Genomic DNA, 22,106 nt, shown 5'->3' on the forward strand with positions numbered 1-22,106 from the left:
GTTTAAGCTGACGGATGATGGCAAGCCGGCCACGCGCACGGCCGCATTGCTTGCCGCAGCGTGGTATCCGTCAGACCTCCCGTGAGACTTGCCGTCAGACTTGCCGTCAGACTTGCCCTCAGCCTTGCACGGCTGTTTTGCCAGACGGAATTGGCGCATCGTCGGTGAGCCCGATCTCCGCGCGCAGTCCGTCCGTGTGCTCGCCAAGCACGGCCATCGTCTTGCCCGGTGTCGTATCGGCACCGGTCATCCGGAACGGCAGATTGAGGACCTGGAACGAGCCGCCTTCATCCTCGACAGACGAGAGGGCCTCACGGTGCGCGAGCTGCGGATCGGCCAGTGCTTCGGACACAGTGCGGTAGGCCGAGGCCGGCACGCCGGCCGTACCTAGCGCGACAAGACAGACATCGGTCGAGAGCTGCCGCGACCACGCCTCGACACCGTCCATCAAGTCGGCCCAATGGTCGCGACGCGCGGCATAGGTGGAGAAGCGCGGATCGGAGATCCATTCGGGACGGCCGATCACGCCCATCAGTCCCTGAAACGTCTTCTCGCTGGCAACCGTGATCATGACGTAACCGCTCGCCGTCTCGGTCGGCCCAAACATCGGGCGCGGCGGCGGCTTCACGGTGAACTGCGAGTTCTGCAACTCGATCAACGTCAGCGTCAGCATCGATTCCAGCATGGAAACGTCGATGTGCTGGCCGAGCCCAGTCAGGGTGCGCTGGTAGAGCGCCGACGCGATCGCGCCAAACCCGTAGGTGCCGGTGACGACGTCGGCATGGTAGATGCCGCAATAATCCGGGCGGCTGCGGCCGGGCTGGTAGGCGAGATGCGCCATGTCGTAGCCGGAGGCTGCATGGATCACCGGCGCATAGGCCGGCAGCTCGGCCGACGGGCCGCTCTGGCCGTAGCCGGAGATCGAGCAGTAGATCAGCTTCGGGTTGACGGCGCGCATTCTGTCATAGTCGAGCCGCAGCCGGTGCATCACGCCAGGGCGGAAGTTCTCGACCAGGATGTCGGCCGTCGCGGCCAGCCGGCGGACCGCCTCCTTGCCGTCCTCGGACTTGAGGTCGAGCACGACGCTCTTCTTGCCGACGTTGAGCTGGCCGAAAACGGTGCTGCAGCCCTTGCGCAGCGGCGGCCGGGTCCGCATCGTCTCGCCGCCGTCGGTCTCGATCTTGATGACCTCGGCGCCCATGTCGGCGAGCATCCGCGCACAATGGGGACCGGCGATGGTGGTCGAAAAATCCAGGACCCTGAGACCGGCGAAGGCCTTTGTCGTGGTCCCCTCATGCTTATCTGATAGCTGCATGCCTGCTTGCGTCCTTGAGTCACTTAGGAACTTATCGAAGTTCTCTGTCGTTGGTGCGCCGACCCTAGAGGGCGGCGGCTGAGTAGGAAAGTCTTTACCGAACAGACACGTCTCGCGGGCGGGCTTGGAATTCCAGGGCAACTGGACCCGTTCTTGCATAGCAGCAATCGGGCTCCGGCAGAGGGCAGCAGTTCTTGAGGGTCTTGTTCGTTACGACAGAAATGGACGACTTTGTCCGCGTCGGCGGACTTGGAGCCGTTTCCGCTGCACTCCCCCGAGCCCTCCGTCCTTTCGCCGACATCCGGGTCATGTTGCCCGGCTATCGCGACATCATCGAACAACTCACGCATATTCAGGTCGTTGGCCGCTGTCCGGCGTTCGCGGAGATGCCGGCCTGCTCGCTCGGCCGCGCCGCGACCAAGGACGGCCTGCCGGTCTATGTGCTGTTGTGTTCGCAACTCTACGACCGGCCCGGCAACCCCTATGGCGACGAGTCCGGGCGCGACTGGCCCGACAACGACATCCGTTTTGCGCGCTTTGCCTCGGCCGCCGCTGAGCTCGCGATGGGCACGCTGGACAAGGATTGGGCAGCAGACCTGATCCATGCCAATGACTGGCAGGCTTCGCTCGTGCCGGCCTACCTCGCCTGGCGCGGCTCCAAGCTGCCGTCGATCCTGACCATTCACAACCTCGCCTACCAGGGCCTCTTCCCGAAGGACTCGCTGCGGCGGATCGGCGCACCGGAGAGCTCCTTCCACATCGACGGCGTCGAGTTCTACGACCAGCTCTCCTTCCTCAAGGCCGGGCTGGTCTACGCCTCGCATCTCACCACCGTCAGCGGCACCTATGCGCGGGAGATCACCACGGATGAATTCGGCTGCGGTCTCGAAGGCCTGCTTCGAGTCCGCTCCGACGCGGCCGAGCTCACCGGCATCCTCAACGGCATCGACGAGAGCTGGGACCCGCGTTCCTGCGCCCAGCTTGCCCAGCAGTTCGGCGCCGGCGACTGGATCGGCAAGAAGGCCAATGCGGACTATGTGCGCAAGCAGTTCGGGCTTGCGGTGTCGCGCGGCCCGATGTTCGGCATCGTCGCCCGGCTGGTGCACCAGAAGGGCATCGACCTCGTGCTGGCGGCGGCCGATGAGATCGTCGATGCCGGCGGGCAGATCGTGGTCACCGGCTCCGGCGAGCCGGCGCTCGAGCAGGCGCTGATCGACGCGCATCGCCGGCGGCCTGACGCGATCGGGGTCGTGATCGGCTTCAACGAGGCCCAGGCGCGCCGCATCTTCGCCGGCAGCGACTTCACATTGATGCCGTCACGCTTCGAGCCCTGCGGGCTCAGCCAGATGTACGCCCAGCGCTTCGGCTCGCTGCCGATCGGCCACCAGACCGGCGGCCTCGCCGAGACCATTACCGACGGCGAAACCGGCTTCCTGTTCTCAAAACCTTCGCACGAATCCTTCCTCGGCGGCGTCCGCCGCGCGTTCTCCGCCTTCGTGGCGCAGGACCAGCTCGACACCATGCGTCGCAGTGCGATGGGACGGTCGTTCTCCTGGAGCATCCCGGCCGGCAGCTACAACGCGTTGTACCGGAAGCTGGCGGCGGTGTGAGCGCGCGCTCCCTCGTGCCCCGGACGTAGCGCAGCGTCTCTTCGACGGTGCGCTGCAGAGCCGGGGCCCATGTTGCACAGAGTTCGTGGCCCTGGATCCCGGCTCTGCGCCGCAACGCTCACGCGCTGCGGCTTGTCCGGGACACGCGAGAGGTGCTTCTTAGCGGCGCTGATCCATCTGCGGCCGGCCGATCCAGACCCTGTTGAGGCACCGTGTCATCCAGTCCGGCTGCGGCTCGCCGCGCAGCCGCGCTTGCGCTTCCTGGTAGGGACCGACATGGCGCAACCGATCGGGCAATTTGGGATAAACGCGCCGTATCCATCGGAGCGCGTTATCGGCGGCCCTCTTGTCGCGCTCATCAAGCTCGAACCCAAACCCCACACGCAGGCGTTCCGGCACCAGGCTCGCCGTGAGTGCGCGATACCACCGCGGCGGCCGCAACCAGGGACGGGCACCGCTAAAAATCTGCCTCGCAATCTCGCGCGCGGCCGGGCTGACGGTCAGCGTGTCCGACTCCGTCATTGCCGCGGTGTAGGCGGCGAAGCCGGACCAGTCTGCCGGCAGATCGTTCGTCGTCAGCCCGAACAGGGCGCCGAATGTCCGGCTCTCGGTCCAGTAGCGTTCGCGCTCGTCTATCGAGAGCGGTGGCAAGACCAGGTCGTGCGCCATCAGCGCGGTCTCGACCAGCGTGGCATGAACCCATCGCAGCGACGGGATATCGTTGGCACAGTAGCGCGAGCCTGCCGCGAACGGACCGACGGTCTCCGGCATCTCGCCGACGATCATGCTGTGGCGCCGGTGCAATTGCCGCGACGATAACAGCGCGCGGTCAAGCGAGCCGAACACCATGGCAAAGACGATGTCGAAGGTGCGGTGAAATCGTCCGATCGGATCAGCAAAGGTTTTCGAATGCTCGGCGATGGCGGCGGCGACCCAGGGATGCGCGAGTTGAAGGAGCAGCGCCCGGCCGGCACCGAGAAAGATCACGGCCTCGCGGTCGATCTGCCAGGTCACCGTGTCAGGACCGAACACGCCGGCAACGGGTCCTGCCATATCAGCACGAACCTGATCGAGGGCAGATTCCAGATCTCTCTCAGCGACCAATTGCAAGGCCTCGCGACGAAGACAGCGGGCGACAATAACCCGGACTGCCTTCCCGTGAAATCGTCACTGCGAGAAGCAATGACGGACGAAGCCCTTACTCCGCCGCAATCGGCATCACGTCCATATGTTCGTGCAGCACCACGCCCGCGAGCGGATCGAACTCGCCAACCCACGGCCTTCGCTCCAGCACGGACTTGGTGTGCGAATAGCCGGCATCCCAGCGCCGCATGATGCCGGACGGACTGAAGTCGATATCCTTGGTGTGGCTCTCGCGGTCGAGCTGCGGCGCAAGCAGGCGCACGACATGCATCCTGGTCGGGCAGCCGTAGCTGGTCAACTCCCTCACGGCCGGATCGCTGCGCTCGCCCTCGGGCAGTCGCGCGGCGAGCTGGTTGATGACGTGGCGCAGGCGATGGGCTTGCTGCTGGCGCGCGATCTGGCTCGCGATCCGGCTGGAATATTGCACATCCTTGTGCCGGTTCAGCACCTCCGCCATGGTGGTCGGCTCGGCGCCGACGGGGTTCCATAGGTGTACGGCGAAGATCAGCGAGTCCTTGCGCGGATTGTCGTCGAAGACCGCTTCCGTCGGCGTGTTGGACAGGATGCCGCCGTCCCAATAGAGCTCGCCGTCGATGCGCACGGCCGGAAACGCCGGCGGCAGCGCGCCTGACGCCATGACATGCTTCACCGTCAGCTCGCCGTCACGGCTGTCGAAATAGCGCATCTGGCTACTGCGGACGTGAGCGGCACCGACCGTCAATCGTGGCGCGCAGCGATTGATCCGGCCGAAATCGACGAGCTCGAGCAGCGTCCGCTCCAGCGGCGCCGTCGAATAGAAGCCCGCGTGATCGGCTCCGAGCGGATAGGAATCGCCCGCATGCGCCAATGGATTGGGGCGAAAGAAACCGGGAATGCCGTGGGTCACGGTCGACCAATAGGCGAGCTTTTCGTTGAAGCCGGGAAACGCGGCGCGCAGATTCCAGACCGGATTCTGCTCCATCCGTTTCCAGAACTCCTTCAGGTGCTCCAGCCGCTGGTCGGGCGCGTTGCCCGCAATGAGGCAGGCATTGATGGCGCCGATCGAGGTGCCGATGATCCAGTCCGGCTCGATGCCGGCCTCGTGCAGCGCCTGGTACACCCCTGCCTGATAGGACCCGAGCGCACCGCCGCCCTGAAGCACCAGCACCACCTGGCCAGGCAGATCCTTCGACACGCTGCTATCGCGCTTCGCACCGTTCATATCCTGCTCCCTGAGAGCCCGTATCCTTGCCATGTTCGTTCCTCGCGATGTTTTGTTACGCGCTCGTCTTCAATGGGCGGTCCAGCCTCCGTCGACGGGCAACGCTATCCCCGTGATCGTGGCCGCCGCGTTGGTCGACAGAAACACGCTAAGCGCACCGAGCTCCTCGACGGTCGAGAAACGCTTGTTCGGCTGTTGCGCCAGCAGCACGTCGCGGATCACCTGGTCACGCGAGATGCCGTGTGCTTTCGCCTGGCCATCGATCTGCGCCTCGACCAGCGGGGTGTAGACGTAGCCGGGGCAGATCGCGTTGCAGGTGATGCCCTCTTCCGCGGTCTCCAGCGCCGTCACCTTGGTCAGGCCGAGGATGCCGTGCTTGGCGGCGACATAGGCGGCCTTGAAGGGCGATCCGACCAGGCCATGGCTCGAGGAAATGTTGATGATCCTGCCAAAGCCGTTCTGACGCATGGCCGGTAGCGCAGCTCGGGTGGTGTGAAAGGCCGACGACAGGTTGATCGCCAGGATCTGGTCCCACTTCTCGACCGGAAATTGATCGAGGGGCGCCACATGCTGGATTCCGGCATTGTTGACGAGGATGTCGAGCCGGCCGCATTGAGCTATCGTGGCCGCAATCATCTCCGCGATGGATTTCGGCCTCGTCATGTCCGCCGGCGAGAAGCTGACGTTGACGCCGAAATCGGCCGCGATCTGTTCGCGCGTCCTGCCGATCTCGTCAGCGGCGCCAAGGCCGTTCAGCACGATGTCGGCGCCGGCCGCGGCAAGCGCTCGGGCGATGCCGAGCCCGATACCGCTGGTCGAACCGGTCACCAGCGCAATCTTGCCGGCGAGCGCGCGTGAGGATACCGAGATTTGTGGTTTGACCGGAATATTCATGGTGCAAATCCCTCCAATGAGGCCCGCGCCGCGCGGACCCTGGCTTTCGCCAACTCTGGGGGATGACCCATCTTTAAGGAAATGCCCGTTGGCTTCCGAAACCATGCCCGCGCGCTATCACGGTCGGGATGTCATTCGCCTGGCTGATCGGCTAGGTTCCGGTCGATCTTGCCAGGAGCCGATCCATGGAAATGCACCAGGTCCGCTATTTCCTCGCGGTGGCGCAACTCTTGAACTTCACGCGTGCCGCCGAGGACTGCAACGTGACGCAGCCTTCGCTGACGCGTGCGATCAAGCAGCTCGAGGCCGAGCTCGGCGGCGATCTGTTTCGCCGCGAACGGCCCGCAGCGCAATTGACCGAGCTTGGCCAGCGCATGCATCCGCTGCTGAAGCAATGCTATGATGCCGCCGCCGGCGCGCGTTCGCTCGCCTCCTCGTTTCGAAGCGGCGAGATCGGCGCCCTGAGGGTCGCCCTGACGCATTCGATTGATCTGGCGCTGCTCATTCCGCACCTCAACGAAATCAAGCGACAGTTCAACCGGCTCGAACTCCGTTTCCTGCGCGGCTCGAGCCGCGAGGTCGGCGAATTCCTGAAAAAAGGCGAAGCCGAACTCGGCATCGCCGCCGAGATCGACGAAGCCTGGGATCGTCTCGACGTCTGGCCGCTGTTCACCGAACCTTTCGAGCTCGTCGTCAGCAAAGAGAATCGGCTCGCCGAGTGCAGCAGCATCGAATTGGATGACCTCCGCGCCGAGCAATTGCTCGTCCGCAACTATTGCGAGCACGCCAAGCGTATCGGGGCGAGCCTTCGCGAACACGGCATCGACTTCGATCGCGGCCACGAAATTTCCAGCGAACGCGATCTGATCGAACTGATCGAGGCCGATATCGGCGTCGCCATGCTGCCGCACACCTCACCGGTCCCGGACAGCCTGAAGCGCACCGCCGTCTCAGGGCTGGACGCGCGGCGCACCGTCAATCTCTATGGCGTCGCGGGCCGCCAGCGCACGGCGGTTGCCAACGCCGTGATGCGCATGCTGCGCGGCGCGGACTGGCGACCGATTGCGGGATAGCGTTGCGGGCTGCTGTCCCTACTGGAAGGAACAGAGCTCACCTCGCACGAAGCTCAGTGTTCACGGCTCGCGCTTTCGAGCGCCTCGAGCAGATCGTCGATCTCCATGCGCTTGCGGAAATCAGGATCGACGAAGCGGGCTTTCACGAGACCATTGCGGCCGACCACGAATACGGCGGGGATCGGCAACATCCACCCATCATTGCCGTGAAATCTCGCCATGTCCTGGTAGGACAGCAGCTGCTGGATCTCCGTCCCGAGCCAGATCGCCAGGTTGAGAGACAACGCATAGCCGTTATCGAGATCGGTAAGCACCGGGAACGGCGCGCTCGAATCGGCTTTGAATACGCCCGTGAACTCCTGAGTTTCCGGCATGATCGCCACGATCTGCGCGCCCATTGAAGCGATGCGATCCTGCGCCTGGATCACGGCGCGGACATTGAGCCGGCAATAGGGACACCAATGGCCGCGGAAGAACATCACCGCGACCGGGCCGTTCGTCAGTAGCGACGGCAGCGAGACCAGCCGTCCGGTCTCGTCAGGCAGCATGAAAGGCGGCATTGCCTCGCCTGGTCGCGGCGCGTTATCGCCGCCACCGTTCTGGCCTAGCCTTGTGACGAGGCGGTCGACGGCTTCGCCATACGCCGGAAAGATTTCACGCCCCGCATCTGCGTAGGCGCGGAGTTGCTCGTTCAGCGTGCCCTCCATGTCCCGACAGCGTTGGAAGGCGACCTTGAGCCGTTCGGCATCGGTTGTCGAAAGGGCAGTCATTTTGCGCTCCGGCTTTCGGTTCCAATACTAGTTTCCTGGTCCGGCCGCCCGCAAGGGGCGGCCGCTACGCGGGGATCGACCTAGTTCACGTAGAAATTGCCGGTCGGATCAAGCCGACCCGGCGTGTAGTACAGCGACCCATTGTCCATGAAGAAGACGGTATGCTCAGGCACCTTCTTGGCGTTCTTCATCATGGACTCATGGTTCTTCTCGGTCGAGGCCATGGCCATCGCCGACATCTTGCCGGGCCCACCATAGATGTAGGCCATGCCGGCCTTGAAATCCCAGGCGGCTTCCGAGAAGGCAGATGTGGCGATAACCGCGAAGGCGGCGGTGGCAATGAGAGTCTTGGACAGTTTCGTCATGGGATGTTCCTCCGGATTGACGTAAACGCCCGCCAATCGGGCGCCCTGCCATCAAACGGCGGAAGCCGCCAAGGCGGAAATGCCGATCTCCAATCGGTTCGATAGCAAGCGCGTATCGGACCGCCATAGCGCGGGGCTATCGCGTTCAGAGGCGTTTCGCATTTCACTCCGCCGAGCGCCGCGTCCATCCTGGCTGCTATCCAAGCTGCTACTCACAGGAGGACCGCCATGAGCCGTCACATCGCATCGCGTCTTGCCAATTTCGCCAGCTCGCTTCTGCTGCTGTTCCTACTGCTATCGGCCGCAACAGCGGTTGCGCGAGCCGATAGCGATGACGGCATTGTCCGCGTCAAAAGCGCCATCCCCTTGTCGGAGGCGATCAGTCGCATCAAGGCGGACATTGCCGCAAAGGGCATCAAATTCTTCTTCGAAGTCGATCAGTCCAAGCTTGCTTCCGATGCCGGAATCAAGCTTCGCCCCTCCACCCTGCTGGTCTTCGGCAATCCGCCGCTCGGCACCCAGTTCATCACCGCCAACCCCAACGCCGGACTCGACTGGCCGGTCCGCCTGCTGTTGACCCAGGACGACAATGGCGACGTCTGGGCGGTGTGGACGGATTTCGACTGGATCGCAAGGCGGCACAACATCCGAAATCGCGAGGCGCAGTTCAAGATGGCGACCATGGTCGTCAAGTCCATCACGGCCACCATCACCGTCAAATAACGAGGGTCCCATGGTGCGCCAAACATTCGATGTCGTCATCCTCGGCGGCGGAAATGCAGGCATCGGCGTGACCGGCCCCGTCCGGCGCGCCGGCCTCTCGGTCGCGATGATCGAGCCGCTCGATCTCGGTGGCACCTGTCCGAATCGCGGCTGCACGCCGAAGAAGGTCCTCGTCGCCGCCGGCCAGGTGCTGCACGACATCGAGCGTGCTGCCGCTCATCATATCGCGGTCGGCAAGCCCAGGCTCGACTGGGCGGCGCTGATCGACCGCGAGAAGAACATGATCAAGGATATCCCCGACAACCTCGCCCGCGCGATGGCGCGGCGCGAGGTCGAAGTGATCAAGGGGTATGGTGCCTTCGTTGCACCCAACACCATCCGCGTCGGCGATCGCGTGATCGAGGCCAAACACGTCGTTGTCGCGACGGGTTCGAAGCCGCGGCCGCTGCCGATCGCCGGCGCCCAGTACATGGTCACCTCGGACGCGATATTGAGTGATCGCGACTTGCCGGCTTCGGTTATCTTTATCGGCGGCGGCGTAATCTCCCTGGAATTCGCTCACATCTACGCGCGCGCCGGCGCAGCAGTGACGATTCTCGAGGGGCTGACTCAGCTCCTGCCGGTAATGGACACCGATGCGGTTGCCCAACTGGCGGTGGAGAGCGAACGCATCGGCATCAATATCCGGACCGGCGTCAGCGTGCAGAGGATCGAGCGGACCGGCGACGGGTTCAGGGTGGTCTTTGCCCAAGACGGGGTCGAGCGGGCGGCCGAGGCCGATCGTGTCGTCAACGGTGCCGGCCGGGTTGCCAATACCGACTCGCTGGACCTCGCGGCCGGTCAGGTCGAACATGCCGACGGACGAATCTCCATCGACTGCCACTTGCGTTCGACCTCAAATCCTCGGGTTCATGTCTGCGGCGATGCCGTCCCGATGGCTCCGCAACTTTCGCCTGTTGCGACCTATGAAGGCGACATCGTGGGCCGCAACATCGTCGACGGACCACGACATGCGCCCGACTACACGGGCATGGCTACGGCGGTCTACACCGTCCCGGCGCTTGCTGCCGTCGGTCTGACCGAGGCGGCGGCTCGGCAGAGCGGATCCGCCATCGAGGTCCACGTCAACGACATGTGCGACTGGTTCTCGGCGCGGTCCTATGCCGAGACCGTCGCCTGGTCGAAAGTGATCGTCGATCGCGCCACCGACCGTGTGATCGGCGCGCACCTTGTCGGCCACGCCGGCCAGGAGCTCATCAATATCTTCGGGCTTGCGATCAAGTTTGGCATCACAGCGAGCCAGATCCACGAGAACGTCTATGCCTATCCGACCTTCTCCGCCGACATCAAGCACATGCTCGGACGCACATAGCGGCTCGCTATGGTTTCGAGAGATACACGGCATTTCAACGAACACATGATCTCGAGGAAACTGAGATCATAGCCGACGGCATTCGAGGTCGCGGCCAACAGAGGAGACTTCCCGATGTTCAACACTATCGAACTTTCCCGCGCAAGCTGGCTGGGACTTGCGGTCGCCGGCGCTTTGACGCTCTCGGCGCAGCCAGTCTTCGCCGGCGAATGCCCGGCCGACAAGATCAAGCCGAACGCGCAGCAGATGGTCGACTACAAGCCGGTCGGCGTCACCGACGTCACGCTCGGCGCCATCGACCTCGGCAAGCAGCCGGCGCATATCGAAGGTCGCGAGCTGCGCTTCCGCAAGCTGACCATCGAGCCCGGCGGCGTCGTGCCCTGGCACAGCCATGACGATCGCCCTGCCCTGATCTTCGTGCAGCAAGGCGAGATCGTCGAGCACGCCTCCAACTGCGTCGATCCGATCGTGCACAAGGCCGGCGAGATCCGCCCGGAGGTATCCGGAACCTCGCACTGGTGGAAGAACCTCGGCAAGGAAACGGTCATCCTCTACGTCGGCGACGTCCGCAAGGACCCGCATGACCACAACATGTAACGGGTGCGCGACCCCAGCGCACGCGTGACCGAATGTGGCGCCCGCGATCCCCATGCTGCCCCGCATGCGGGCGCCACATTCATCACAAGGGAGGCCTGCCATGACCGATCTTTCCGCGCCGATCAAACCGACCGCGATGACGATGGACGCGCATTCACCAGGTCTCGCGCTTCGCTCCCTCGTGATCGGCCTCACTGCCTTCCTGACCGTCGTCGACCTGTTCGCGACACAGGCAATCCTGCCCTCGCTGACACGTCACTACGGCGTCACCCCGGCGGCGATGAGCCTGGCCGTCAACGCCAGCACGTTCGGCATGGCCGTCGCAGGCCTCGTCGTCGGCTTTCTCAGCCCGCACATCGACAGGCGGACCGGCATCCTGCTCAGCCTGACCCTGCTCGCGATTCCGACGAGCCTGCTGGCGACTGCGCCCAATCTTGCCGTCTTCACCGGCCTAAGAGTCGCGCAGGGCCTCTGCATGGCATCCGCCTTCGCATTGACATTGGCTCATCTCGGCGAGCAATGCAGCGCAGTGGATTCCGGCGGCGCCTTTGCCGCCTACATCACGGGAAACGTCGCCAGCAATTTCGTTGGCCGGCTGGTCTCGGCCGCGATCGCCGATAGCCTTGGCCTGGCATGGAATTTCTATTTCTTCGCAGCCCTCAATCTCGCCGGCGCCGCACTGGTCTATTTCACCATTGCGCGCGTACAGCCGACGCGTGCAACGACGCCGACCGCATCGGCGTTTGCCGCGACGATCGTGCAGTGGCAGGATTCACGGCTGCGTGCCGCCTACGGCATCGGCTTCTGCATCCTGTTCGCATTCATCGGCACCTTCACATTCGTCAATTTCGTTCTGGTTCGGCCACCGCTGTCGCTGGGCATGATGGACCTCGGATTCGTTTACTTCGTCTTCCTGCCGTCGGTGGTCACGACGTTGCTGGCCGGCAAGGTGGCGTCCCGCCTCGGAACGCGTCCGACGATCTGGGGCTCGCTCACCATCGCAGGGATCGGCCTGCCGCTGATGCTGGCTCCATACCTGGGCGCGGTCCTCGCCGGGATGGTTCTGGTCGGAATCGGCACCTTTTCCGCGCAAGCCGCTGCGACAGGATTCGTGGGACAGGCTGCGGCGGAGAACCGCGGCATCGCCAGCGGCACCTATCTCGCCTGCTATTTCTGCGGCGGGCTCATCGGCACCGCCGTCCTCGGCCGGCTGTTCGACGCCTATGGCTGGTATGCCTGCGTGGCCGGAGTGGGTCTGGCGCTTGCGGTCGCGGCCCTGCTGACGCTCGCCTTGAAGCGCTAGCGCTTGGCCGGCGCCTCCTGCGGCGGCTCGTCGTCGGCGATGGCGCGCCAGGCGGCGCCGTCGAGATCGTCATACTGGCCGCTGCGGAGCGACCAGAGGAAGGCGACGAGACCGGCGAGACCGAGCATCAGCGCCAGCGGCACCAGGATGACGAGGATCTCCATCACACGATCTCCCGCGAGGCGCCGCGCGCGCGCAACGAATTCAGCATCACCAGGATCGACGATCCGCTCATGGCGGCAGCCGCGATCAGGGGTGTCACGACGCCGCTGATCGCCACCGGCACCGCGAGGGCATTGTAGCCGATCGCAAGCCAGAGATTCTGCCGCATCAAGTGCAGCGCCTTGCGTGAAGCGTCGATGGCGGCGACGACCGGGGCCAGCGGCCGGCCGAGGAAGACGAGATCGGCGGTTGCCTGGCTCAAATGCGCGGCCGAAATCGGCGACATCGAGACGTGCGCTGCCGCCAGCGATGGCGCGTCGTTCATACCGTCGCCGACCATCAGGACCTTCATGCCCCGCTGCTTCAACACCTCGATCCGCGCGATCTTGTCGGCCGGCGTCACCCCGGCGCGCCATTCGGAGATGCCCAGAGCATGAGCCGCCGCGATCACCGCCGGTTCGCGGTCGCCGGAGAGAATCTCGATGCCGATGTTGCGCGCCCTCAGCGCCGCGATCACAGCCTGCGCATCGGGACGGAGGCCCTGGCGCACAGAGAGGATGAATTTTTCGCTGCCCTTGCTGAAAGCCACGACGGAGGCTTCGGGATCGAGACTTGTGACGTCGGAGACCAGCGTCTCGGCGCCGCAGAAGGACGGACGGCCGAGGCGAATCTCGATGCCATCGACCACAGCGCGCACGCCCTGGCCGGCCTCCTCGACCGCGCCGACGATCGGCGATCTGGCGTCGGAGGCCTGCGCGACCGCGGCCGCGACCGGATGATGGCTCGACAGCGCGAGCCGCCCGGCAAGCTCGAAGATATCAGCGGGGATATCTGCCGCATTCATCACTTCGAGATCCGGCAGCGTCAGCGTGCCGGTCTTGTCGAAGATGACGTGATCGGCTTCCGCGAGACGCTCGATGGCATCGCCGGAATTCAGCAGGACACCCGCCTTGAACATCGCGCCCGAGGCCACTGTCTGCACCGTCGGAATGGCGAGCCCGAGCGCGCAGGGACACGTGATGATCAGCACCGCGACGCCGGTCACGATCGCATCATGCCAGCCGGCGCCCGCGATGACCCAACCGAGGATGGTGACGAGCGCGGTGGCATGCACCACCGGCGCGTAAAGTCGCGAAGCGCGGTCGGCGAGCCGCATGTAGCGCGAGCGCGCCTGCAGCGCATTGTCGAGCAGCCGCGTGATCTCGGCGAGCAGCGTCGCCTCGGAGGCGGCCGAGACCCGCACCCGCAAGCTACCCGAGATGTTCATCGATCCCGCATAGACCGGCGTGCCCTGCTCGGCGGTGACATAGAGCGTCTCGCCGGTGATCAGGCTCTGGTCGATTTCGGAGCGGCCCTCGATCACGGTACCGTCGACCGCGCAGCGCTCGCCGGGTCGCAGCAGCACGATGTCGCCGGGATAGATCGCGGCCACCGGCACTTGAGATATCTCGTCAGGCCCGATGAACTTGGCCGCGGTCTCCGCTTTGAGCGCGGCGAGATTGCCCGCGACCGCGCGGGTCCGCCGGCGCATGTTCTGGTCGAGGAAGCGGCCGACCAGGAGGAAAGTGAGCAGCATGATCGCCGCGTCGAAATAGGCGTGCTCGGCGTGGTTGATGGTCTCGACGACGGACATGCCGAGCGCCAGCGTCACGCCGATCGAGATCGGCACGTCCATGTTGGTGGTCTTGGCCGACAGCGCGCGCCAGGCCGAGCGGAAGAACGGCTGGCCGGCATAGGCCGCCGCCGGCAGCGCGATCAGCGCCGACAGCCAGTGGAAGAAATCGCGCTGTTCCGGCAGCATGTCCGAGACGTTGCCGGACCACACCGGGATCGACAGCATCATCACGTTCATGGTGGCGAACGCGGCGACGCCGAGGCAGCGCAGCAAGAAGCGCGATTCGGCGACCTCGCTCGCCTCCGCGCTCTCGGTCTCGTAAGGATAGGCCTTGTAGCCGAGCTCTTCGAGGCGATCGATGAAGCGGGCCGGATCGAGTGTGCCCGCCTTCCATTCCAGCGCAACGCGGCGGTCGGTGAGGTTCACGCGCGCCAGCGTGACGTCGGGAATCGCGGACAGACCGCGCTCGATCTTGGCCATGCAGCCGGCACAGTGAACGCCCTCGACCGCGAGATCGATGTGCTGGACGCCCTCGCCCGCAGTCCGGACGTAATGCGAGAAGTCGCGCGAGACGTGCATGACAAAATCCTTCAGTTCAGGATCACGCGGTTGCGCGACATGAACACGCGCGTTCCCCGCGCCTCGCCCTCGATCACCAGATCCCACTGGCCGGGCGCGACCGATGCGGCATTGCCGCGATAGAGGCCGATGCCGGCCTCCGAGAGCTCGATTGCGAGATCGGCGCGCTTGTCGGTCGGCCGCTCCAGGCGGCCGCCGAATTTCAGTCCGGCGATCGGCTGGCCGCTCGCGTCGCGCGCCTCGACCTGAAGCACGGCGCCGCCATCGCTTCGGCGCTCGACATGGGCGTTGACCTTCCATTTGCGCGCGGCCTGGTCCTGCGCCGCCGAAATTTCGCGATCGTAGGTGAGGCCCGCGGCATAGGGGCTGTCGACGTCCGTGCCAGGCAGCGTCGCGATCGCGAGCTTCATCATGGTCGCGTTGACACCGATCACGACGCCGAAGAAGGCGACCAGCATCAGAAACACCTTGGCTCCGGTCAGCGGCTTGGTTGCCATGGCGGGCTCCTGATCCTACGGCGCGACGAAATTGTCGGTGGCGGTGGCGACTTCGCCGAGGCCGATATCGGTGACGTGAAAGCGAACCGGGATCGACTTTTCCGGATTGCCCTCGACCGGCGCGGTCACGAGCAGCCGCAGCTCGCTGGTGGAGTCGCGCGGGACCACAATCATCGGCCGGTCCGGCGTCACGGAATCGATCCCGATGACATGGATCGTCGCATTGACCGGACCGCTCGCGTCGATCGCGATGACGCGGTCGTAACCGCTCTTGTTGAGCAGCCGCACCGTGTAGGCGTTGCGGATCGAGCCGTCGCTGAGCCTGACCGCGACCGGGTTACGGTCGTGCAGCACGTTGACGTCGAGCAGGCTGCGGGTCGCCAGCGTATAGATCATGATGCCGCCGACCGCCGCGATGATCGCGCTGTAGGCGACGGTGCGGGCCCGGACGATGCGGTAGATCGGCGCCTTGCCTTCCTGGCGGCGCTGGATGTTGACGTCGTTGTCGTAGCCGATCAGCCGCTTCGGCCGGCCGATTTTCGTCATCACGTTGTCGCAGGCATCGATGCAGAGCCCGCACTGGATGCATTCCAGCTGCGGTCCATTGCGGATGTCGATGCCGGTCGGACACACGGCGACGCATTGATAGCAGTCGACGCAGTCGCCGACTTGCTCGCCGAGCGCGCGCAGCTCGATCGCCTTCTTGACCGACGTACGCTTCTCGCCGCGATCGTAACGATAGGTCACGTTGAGCGCCCATTCGTCGGTGAGCGCGGCCTGGATCCGCGGCCACGGGCACATATAGGTGCAGACCTGCTCGCGCATGAAGCCGGCGAGCACGTAGGTCGTAGCCGTCAGAATGCCGATCCAGATATAGGCGATCATCGGCGCCTGGAAGGTGACGAGTTCCCTGACCAGCGTCGGTGCGTCGTTGAAATAGAGCACCCAGGCGCCGCCGGTCCACCACCCGATCAAGAGCCAGATCGAATGCTTGAGCACGATCTCGGAAATGCGCTCCAGCTTCATCGGGTCGGACGATTTGTCCTTCTTCATCCGCTCGCGCCGGTCGCCCTCGATCAGACGCTCGACTGCATAGAACAGGTCGGTCCACACCGTCTGCGGACAGAGATAGCCGCACCAGATGCGGCCGCCGACCGAGTTCATCAGGAATAGTGCCACCGCGGCGACGATCAGCAGGCCGGTGAAGTAGTAGACCTCCTGCGGCCACAGCTCGATGAAGAAGAAATAGAAGCGGCTGTTGGGAAGATCGATCAGCACCGCCTGGCTCGGAGCACCGAGGCCGCGGTTCCAGCGCACGAACGGCAGGAAGTAGTAGACGCCGAGGCAGAACGCCATCAGGCCCCATTTGATCCGGCGGAAGGTGCCGGAGATGCTCTGAGGATAGACTTTCTTCTGGGCCACATAGAGCGGCCCGTTGTCATCGTCTAATGGGAGCTCTTTTGGGTTCACGGGCCTGTTCATCGCCTGCAGCTTTTCGAGAGGTGCGATTAAACCTAGACCCGACGCCGCCGCGTCAGTTGATCCAGCGCAAGCGGGGGCGTTTTTTGTTCGCCCCCGCCTGTCCCGGATTGGCTATTTTCCGCCGCCCAGCGAGTGGACGTAAACTGCCATCGCCTTGATGGTGGCGGGATCGAGCCGCCCTTCCCAGGCCGGCATCACGCCCGCGCGGCCCTGGCTGATGGTCTCGATCAGCGTCGCCTCGTCCGAACCATAGAGCCAGATCTTGTCGGTCAAATTGGGGGCGCCCATCTCCGGGTTGCCCTTGCCGCCGTCGCCATGGCAGGCGACGCAATTCTCCGCGAAGATCTTCTCGCCTTTGGCCGCGTCATAGCCCTTGCGGGTCGGAAGGCCCGAGAGTGCCCGGACATAGTTGGCGGCCGTGACGATCTCGTCCGGTTTCAGCACGCCGTCCTTGCCGAATGCGAGCATCTGGCCTTCGTGCGCCTTGGCATGGCCGGAGCGTGCGCCGAACTGGATGGTCTGCATGATCTGGTCGAGCGTGCCGCCCCACAGCCAGTCGTCGTCGTTCAGGTTCGGATAGCCCTTGGCGCCGGCGCCGCCTGAGCCGTGACATGGCGCGCAATTGTCGCCGAACACGGTTTTGCCCTTGGCTCGCGCGAGCGCCAGCAACGCGGGATCCTTCTCGATGTCGGCGAGCGAGGCCGCGCCCAGCGCAACCATCTTGGCTCCGCGGATCTTCTCGAGGTTGGCGAGCTCGACCGCGACGTCGGCGCGCGTCGAGTAGCCGAACAGGCCCGTGGTATTGCTGGAGATCAGCGGCCAGGCCGGATACACGATCCAGTAGCCGATCGCCCAGACGATGGTGAGGTAGAAGGTGATTACCCACCAGCGCGGCAGCGGCGTGTTGAGCTCCTTGATGCCGTCCCACTCATGGCCGGTCGTGGACCTGCCGGAGACGGGATCGATGTCGCTATGATGATCGGTCATGATCTCTTACTCCTCCCGCAACGGCAGGTGTGCCGCTTCGTCGAAAGCTGCCTTGTTACGGGGCCAGAATGCGTAGGCGATGATCGCGACGAAGATCGCGACGAACACCGGCGTCCAGATCGTGGTCACGAGGCCGGACGCGAGATTGTCGAGGGTCAGGATGGCTTTCATCGTTGGTGCCTTCTCAGCGAAGATTGGCTTTCTCGTTGTAGATCTTGAAGTCGACCAGCGTGCCGAGCATCTGGAGATAGGCGATCAGCGCGTCCATCTCGGTCGGCGTGCCGGCCTTGCCGTCGAAGTTGCGCACCACGGCCTTGGCGTAGCGCTTCGTGAAAGCGTCGGAGCCTGCATTGTCAGGATCGGCCTGGGCCTTCATGTCGGCGCCCGCATTGGCGATCTGGTCGTCGGTGTAGGGCGTGCCGACCGTCCGCAGCGTGCGCATGTGGTCGGCGATCGTGTCCGGATCGACCTCGGTCTTGCTGAGGAATGGATAGCCGGGCATCACCGACTGCGGCACGATTGCGCGCGGGTTCGTCAGATGGGTAACGTGCCAGTCGTCGGAATATTTGGCGCCGACGCGGGCAAGATCGGGACCGGTGCGCTTCGAGCCCCACTGGAACGGATGGTCGTACATGCTCTCGGCGGCCAGCGAGAAATGACCGTAGCGCTCGACCTCGTCGCGCAAGGGGCGGATCATCTGCGAATGGCAGAGATAGCAGCCCTCGCGGATGTAGACGTTGCGCCCGGCGAGCTCCAGCGGCGTATACGGCCTGATCCCGTCGACCGCTTCGATCGTGCTCTTGAGGTAGAACAGCGGAGTGATCTCGACGAGACCGCCGATCGCGATCACCAGCAGGATGCCGACGATCAGGATGATCGAGTTCTTTTCGAAGATTTGGTGGCGTGTCCAGAACGACATGGAAAACTCCTCATTCCGCCGGCTGAAGAGCGACGGGCATCTGGACTTCCTGTTCGCCGACGCGAACGGTCATCCAGAGATTATAGGCCATGATCAACGCGCCGATCAGGAACAGCCCGCCGCCGGCTGCGCGGATGATGTAGAAGGGATGCATCGCCTCGACGGTCTCGATAAAGGAATATTCGAGGAAGCCGAGCGAGGTGTAGGCGCGCCACATCAGGCCCTGAAGGATGCCGGACACCCACATCGCCGAGATGTAGAGGACGATGCCAAGCGTCGCGATCCAGAAGTGCCAGTTGACGAGCTTGAGGCTGTAGAGGCCCTTGCGATTCCAGATCCATGGCACCAGGCAGTAGAGTGCGCCAAAGGAGACGAAGCCGACCCAGCCGAGCGCGCCGGAGTGCACGTGGCCGATGGTCCAGTCGGTGTAGTGGCTGAGCGAGTTGACCACCTTGATCGACATCATCGGGCCCTCGAAGGTCGACATGCCGTAGAAGGCGACGGAGACCACGAGCATGCGCAGCACGGGATCGGTGCGCAGCTTGTCCCAGGCGCCCGACAGCGTCATCAGACCGTTGATCATGCCGCCCCAGGAGGGCATCCACAGCATGATCGAGAAGGTCATGCCGAGCGTCTGGGTCCAGTCCGGCAGCGCCGTGTAGTGCAGATGGTGCGGGCCAGCCCAGATGTAGAGGAAGATCAGCGCCCAGAAGTGGATGATCGAGAGACGGTAGGAATAGATCGGCCGCTCGGCCCGCTTGGGGATGAAGTAGTACATGATGGCGAGGAAGCCGGCGGTCAGGAAGAAGCCGACCGCGTTGTGGCCGTACCACCACTGGAACATGGCGTCCTGGATGCCGCCCCAGGCGATGTAGGATTTCGAACCGAACACCGAGACCGGCAGCGCCGGGTTGTTGCCGAGATGCAAGACCGCAATCGTCACGATGAAAGCGAGATAGAACCAGTTCGCGACGAAGATGTGCGGCTCCTTGCGCTTGATGATCGTGGCAAGGAAGACCAGCAGATAGGTGACCCAGACGATGGTCAGCCACAGATCGGCGTACCATTCCGGCTCGGCATATTCCTTCGACTGGGTGACGCCGAGCAGATAGCCGGTGCCGGCGATCAGGATGAAGAAGTTATAGCCGACGACAACGAACCAGGGCGCGAGATCGCCCGCAAGGCGAACGCGGCAGCTCTTCTGGACGACGTAGAAGGAGGTCGCGATCAGGACGTTGCCGCCGAAGGCGAAAATCACCGCGGACGTGTGCAGCGGACGCAGGCGGCCGAAGCTGGTCCAGGGCAGATCGAAGTTCAGCGCCGGCCACGCCAGTTGCGAGGCGATGATGAGGCCGACGAGAAAGCCGGCAATGCCCCAGAACATCGCCATGACGGAGGAGAACTTGATCGGCCCCATGTTGTAATTCGGGCGACCGTTGATCTCCGCAGGCGGTAGCGCCGCCGGCCGGTCGAGGTAACGGTTGATGATGCAGAAGACGGCGGCCAGGCTCGCCGCCGCGCTCAGCGCGGCATGGAAGGCGAAGGGCGCATCGAGCGCCTTGGCCGAGGCAATCACGCAGAGGAAGGCGGTGACCGCGAACACGACAGCCAGGCCGCTTTCACCTGACGTCATGGACTTGGAGATGGAGGGCTGGCTCATGCGGATTCTCTCTGAAAGAACACAGGGCCAGAAACCACATTCGCCCTCGTGGGGAATTGATTGAAATCAAGCTATGTGGATTTCTGTTAATGTGAGGGCTGCGCCACAGCCAGTTGATGCGCCCTCTCTCCTTGTGAGAGGGCAGCGAGGACCGTCCCGCACACTCACTTGGGTGAGGGGTTGGTCCCGCACCAAGAGTCTCTCGGTGGAGAAAAACCTCTCATCCGGCGCCATAGCCGAAGCTTCGCTCCGGCGTTCTTAAGAACGGAGGCCGAAGGCCGCCTATGCCACCTTCTCCCACAGGGGGAGAAGGGAAGAAAAAGAATCTTCCGCAAAATCACGCAACCGCCGTGTCACTCGCGTGCCGTCGCCTTGAGCGCCGCGATAACGTCCTCGCGCGCGACGATACCGACCAGCTTCTGCGCGCCGTCGAGCACGATGATGCTCCTGATGCGGTGCTCGACCATGATCTGGAGCACGCGCGTCAGCCGCGTGTCGGGGCTGACATAGATAAAGTCGGGCGTCATGACGTCGCCGATTTTACGGCTCATCAGGTCGTGGTAGCGCGGCAGCATCTGGCTCGGCGTGAAGGCGAAGCACTTCAGGATGTCGAACTTGGTGACGATGCCGACGACCTGCCCGTCGTCCTCGACCGGATAGGAATTGAAATCGTCGCGTTCGAACATCTCGCTCAGCGCGAGCAGGTCGAGGTCGCGCCTCACCGTCCTGACGTCGTGCGTCATGTAGCCGTCGACGGTCTGTTCAAGGAATCTGTACACGGCGCGTCCTCTTCGATTCGTCTTGTATCGCTCCGGCGTCAGTGCGACAGCAGCACGCAGCGGGCAGATTGAGTAACCAGATACTGGGTGACGCCGCCGAGGATTAGTTCGCGGAAGCGCGAATGACCGTAGGCACCGGCGACGACCAGGCTGGCGCCGACATCGCCGGCAATTTTCTCCAGTTGCCCGGCGACGGTTTCGTTGCGGGCCGCTTCGGAAACGCGCGCGATCGCGGTCACGCCGTGGCGGGCAAGCCACGCCGTCACGTCGGTCACGCCAGCGACCGCGGCTGGGCGATCGTCGTCGCCTTCGGGAATTGCGACGACGGTAACATCCCTGGCCTTGCGCAGGATCGGCAGCGCATCGGCGAGCGCCCGCCGGGCTTCCGGCGTATCCTTCCACGCCACGAGGACGCTGCGCAGGTCGAGCCAGTTGACGCCGTCGGGCACGACCAGGATCGGCCGGCCGGCTTGCATCACCAGATCCTTGGGGCTCGCGAGCGCGAAGGCGTCGGAGAAGGTCGGGCTCTGCCCGCCGGTGACGATGATGTCGGCGCAACGCGCCTGGGTGAACGTAAAGCGCGCCGGGAAATCCATGGCGCTGCGCCATTCCACATGTCCGCCGCGATTCCTGATCGCGGCGCGGAATTGCGCCTCGAGCTCGCCCAGGCGTCGCTTGACCGAGGCTTCTCCCTCATCGATCAGTCCCTGCGCTGCGGCGCCATCGCTGAAATACAGCGGCGGGGCGAACTGCCCCGCAGCAATGCCGATGATCGACGCCTCGAATCGTTCGGCAAGCTCGCCCGCGAGCTGAAGCCGCGCCTCGTTGGGCTGATCGAGCGCCAGGCTGACCATCACGGTCGCGTATGTCATCGGAGTCTCCGGGGCAATGAGCTTTGATCCGATCGTAAGCCGGTCGCCAGCTGGCAGGATGAGATAGATCAAAACCTTGGATCACCGCGCGGGCCCGAAATCTGCCAATGGTATAAGACATCGGAACTTGCCTCTGGCCCCTCCTTGGGTACATTGCCGACGGTAACGCTGTGCGGTTCCCCGCATCA

At 64.2% G+C, this 22,106-nt stretch carries 22 protein-coding genes; 6 read left to right on the top strand and 16 right to left on the bottom strand.

The features are described 5' to 3' along the window. Positions 1 to 118 precede the first annotated feature (118 nt). The gene (locus AC0L3S_RS22275; protein WP_473263491.1) at positions 119 to 1,315 is read right to left on the bottom strand and encodes a CaiB/BaiF CoA transferase family protein; all 1,197 of its coding nucleotides are present in this window, start codon (positions 1,313 to 1,315) and stop codon (positions 119 to 121) included. A 194-nt stretch (positions 1,316 to 1,509) separates the two neighbouring features. Between AC0L3S_RS22275 and glgA the strand changes: the two genes are divergently transcribed. Next, the gene (gene glgA / locus AC0L3S_RS22280; protein WP_473263490.1) at positions 1,510 to 2,925 is read left to right on the top strand and encodes a glycogen synthase GlgA; all 1,416 of its coding nucleotides are present in this window, start codon (positions 1,510 to 1,512) and stop codon (positions 2,923 to 2,925) included. 159 nt (positions 2,926 to 3,084) lie between these two features. Here glgA and AC0L3S_RS22285 read toward each other — a convergent pair whose 3' ends face one another. The 3 genes from AC0L3S_RS22285 to AC0L3S_RS22295 all read right to left on the bottom strand — a co-directional run bounded on the left by AC0L3S_RS22285 (position 3,085) and on the right by AC0L3S_RS22295 (position 6,163). Continuing rightward, positions 3,085 to 4,029, bottom strand: a complete 945-nt coding sequence (locus tag AC0L3S_RS22285) for an oxygenase MpaB family protein (protein WP_473281261.1) — start codon at positions 4,027 to 4,029, stop codon at positions 3,085 to 3,087. Between the two features lie 94 nt (positions 4,030 to 4,123). Then, positions 4,124 to 5,269 (bottom strand): patatin-like phospholipase family protein, encoded by a 1,146-nt coding sequence (locus AC0L3S_RS22290; protein WP_473281264.1) that lies wholly within the window; start codon positions 5,267 to 5,269, stop codon positions 4,124 to 4,126. A 69-nt stretch (positions 5,270 to 5,338) separates the two neighbouring features. Further along, the gene (locus AC0L3S_RS22295) at positions 5,339 to 6,163 is read right to left on the bottom strand and encodes a 3-hydroxybutyrate dehydrogenase (RefSeq protein ID WP_473281266.1); all 825 of its coding nucleotides are present in this window, start codon (positions 6,161 to 6,163) and stop codon (positions 5,339 to 5,341) included. A 185-nt stretch (positions 6,164 to 6,348) separates the two neighbouring features. Between AC0L3S_RS22295 and AC0L3S_RS22300 the strand changes: the two genes are divergently transcribed. Further along, the gene (locus AC0L3S_RS22300; protein ID WP_063993255.1) at positions 6,349 to 7,236 is read left to right on the top strand and encodes a LysR family transcriptional regulator; all 888 of its coding nucleotides are present in this window, start codon (positions 6,349 to 6,351) and stop codon (positions 7,234 to 7,236) included. 53 nt (positions 7,237 to 7,289) lie between these two features. Here the strand turns inward: AC0L3S_RS22300 and AC0L3S_RS22305 are convergent, their stop codons facing one another. Continuing rightward, entirely contained in the window at positions 7,290 to 8,006 is a 717-nt protein-coding gene (locus tag AC0L3S_RS22305) for a peroxiredoxin-like family protein (RefSeq protein WP_473263485.1), read from the bottom strand. A gap of 80 nt (positions 8,007 to 8,086) precedes the next feature. Then, positions 8,087 to 8,371 (bottom strand): hypothetical protein, encoded by a 285-nt coding sequence (locus AC0L3S_RS22310; RefSeq protein ID WP_473263484.1) that lies wholly within the window; start codon positions 8,369 to 8,371, stop codon positions 8,087 to 8,089. A 228-nt stretch (positions 8,372 to 8,599) separates the two neighbouring features. On the opposite strand from AC0L3S_RS22310, the gene AC0L3S_RS22315 reads away from it, so the two are divergent. The 4 genes from AC0L3S_RS22315 to AC0L3S_RS22330 all read left to right on the top strand — a co-directional run bounded on the left by AC0L3S_RS22315 (position 8,600) and on the right by AC0L3S_RS22330 (position 12,366). Then, positions 8,600 to 9,094: a DUF302 domain-containing protein gene (locus AC0L3S_RS22315; protein WP_473263483.1), complete on the top strand. Its 495-nt coding sequence runs from the start codon at positions 8,600 to 8,602 to the stop codon at positions 9,092 to 9,094. Positions 9,095 to 9,104: 10 nt separating this feature from the next. After that, on the top strand, positions 9,105 to 10,466 hold the full coding sequence (locus tag AC0L3S_RS22320; protein ID WP_473263481.1) for a dihydrolipoyl dehydrogenase family protein: 1,362 nt from the start codon (positions 9,105 to 9,107) through the stop codon (positions 10,464 to 10,466). 114 nt (positions 10,467 to 10,580) lie between these two features. After that, complete coding sequence (locus AC0L3S_RS22325) at positions 10,581 to 11,063, top strand: cupin domain-containing protein (RefSeq protein WP_473281269.1); 483 nt, start codon at positions 10,581 to 10,583, stop codon at positions 11,061 to 11,063. A gap of 100 nt (positions 11,064 to 11,163) precedes the next feature. Beyond that, a complete protein-coding gene (locus tag AC0L3S_RS22330; protein WP_473263479.1) occupies positions 11,164 to 12,366 on the top strand; it encodes an MFS transporter in 1,203 nt (400 codons plus the stop codon). Here the strand turns inward: AC0L3S_RS22330 and ccoS are convergent. From ccoS to AC0L3S_RS22380, 10 genes are all read right to left on the bottom strand, one after another. Next, positions 12,363 to 12,530 (bottom strand): cbb3-type cytochrome oxidase assembly protein CcoS, encoded by a 168-nt coding sequence (ccoS, locus tag AC0L3S_RS22335; RefSeq protein WP_007607689.1) that lies wholly within the window; start codon positions 12,528 to 12,530, stop codon positions 12,363 to 12,365. The genes AC0L3S_RS22330 and ccoS overlap by 4 nt on opposite strands. After that, positions 12,530 to 14,722: a cation-translocating P-type ATPase gene (locus AC0L3S_RS22340; RefSeq protein ID WP_473281271.1), complete on the bottom strand. Its 2,193-nt coding sequence runs from the start codon at positions 14,720 to 14,722 to the stop codon at positions 12,530 to 12,532. Before AC0L3S_RS22340 ends, ccoS begins: the two co-directional genes overlap by 1 nt. Before the next feature lie 11 nt (positions 14,723 to 14,733). After that, positions 14,734 to 15,219 carry a FixH family protein gene (locus AC0L3S_RS22345; RefSeq protein WP_473281273.1) on the bottom strand — a complete coding sequence of 162 codons (486 nt, stop codon included), beginning with the start codon at positions 15,217 to 15,219 and terminating at the stop codon, positions 14,734 to 14,736. Between the two features lie 15 nt (positions 15,220 to 15,234). Continuing rightward, positions 15,235 to 16,701, bottom strand: a complete 1,467-nt coding sequence (ccoG, locus tag AC0L3S_RS22350) for a cytochrome c oxidase accessory protein CcoG (protein WP_473281275.1) — start codon at positions 16,699 to 16,701, stop codon at positions 15,235 to 15,237. Positions 16,702 to 16,812: 111 nt separating this feature from the next. Then, positions 16,813 to 17,688 carry a cytochrome-c oxidase, cbb3-type subunit III gene (gene ccoP, locus AC0L3S_RS22355; RefSeq protein ID WP_473281277.1) on the bottom strand — a complete coding sequence of 292 codons (876 nt, stop codon included), beginning with the start codon at positions 17,686 to 17,688 and terminating at the stop codon, positions 16,813 to 16,815. Positions 17,689 to 17,694: 6 nt separating this feature from the next. Then, positions 17,695 to 17,859 carry a CcoQ/FixQ family Cbb3-type cytochrome c oxidase assembly chaperone gene (locus tag AC0L3S_RS22360; RefSeq protein ID WP_007594016.1) on the bottom strand — a complete coding sequence of 55 codons (165 nt, stop codon included), beginning with the start codon at positions 17,857 to 17,859 and terminating at the stop codon, positions 17,695 to 17,697. Between the two features lie 13 nt (positions 17,860 to 17,872). Further along, positions 17,873 to 18,607: a cytochrome-c oxidase, cbb3-type subunit II gene (gene ccoO, locus AC0L3S_RS22365; protein WP_247288469.1), complete on the bottom strand. Its 735-nt coding sequence runs from the start codon at positions 18,605 to 18,607 to the stop codon at positions 17,873 to 17,875. Between the two features lie 10 nt (positions 18,608 to 18,617). Next, positions 18,618 to 20,267, bottom strand: a complete 1,650-nt coding sequence (gene ccoN / locus AC0L3S_RS22370; RefSeq protein ID WP_007607681.1) for a cytochrome-c oxidase, cbb3-type subunit I — start codon at positions 20,265 to 20,267, stop codon at positions 18,618 to 18,620. Between the two features lie 353 nt (positions 20,268 to 20,620). Further along, positions 20,621 to 21,046, bottom strand: a complete 426-nt coding sequence (locus AC0L3S_RS22375; protein WP_456765398.1) for a CBS domain-containing protein — start codon at positions 21,044 to 21,046, stop codon at positions 20,621 to 20,623. A gap of 38 nt (positions 21,047 to 21,084) precedes the next feature. After that, positions 21,085 to 21,918 carry a universal stress protein gene (locus AC0L3S_RS22380; protein WP_473281279.1) on the bottom strand — a complete coding sequence of 278 codons (834 nt, stop codon included), beginning with the start codon at positions 21,916 to 21,918 and terminating at the stop codon, positions 21,085 to 21,087. Positions 21,919 to 22,106 lie beyond the last annotated feature (188 nt).

It is taken from the genome of Bradyrhizobium sp. Ken01, from assembly GCF_055807355.1.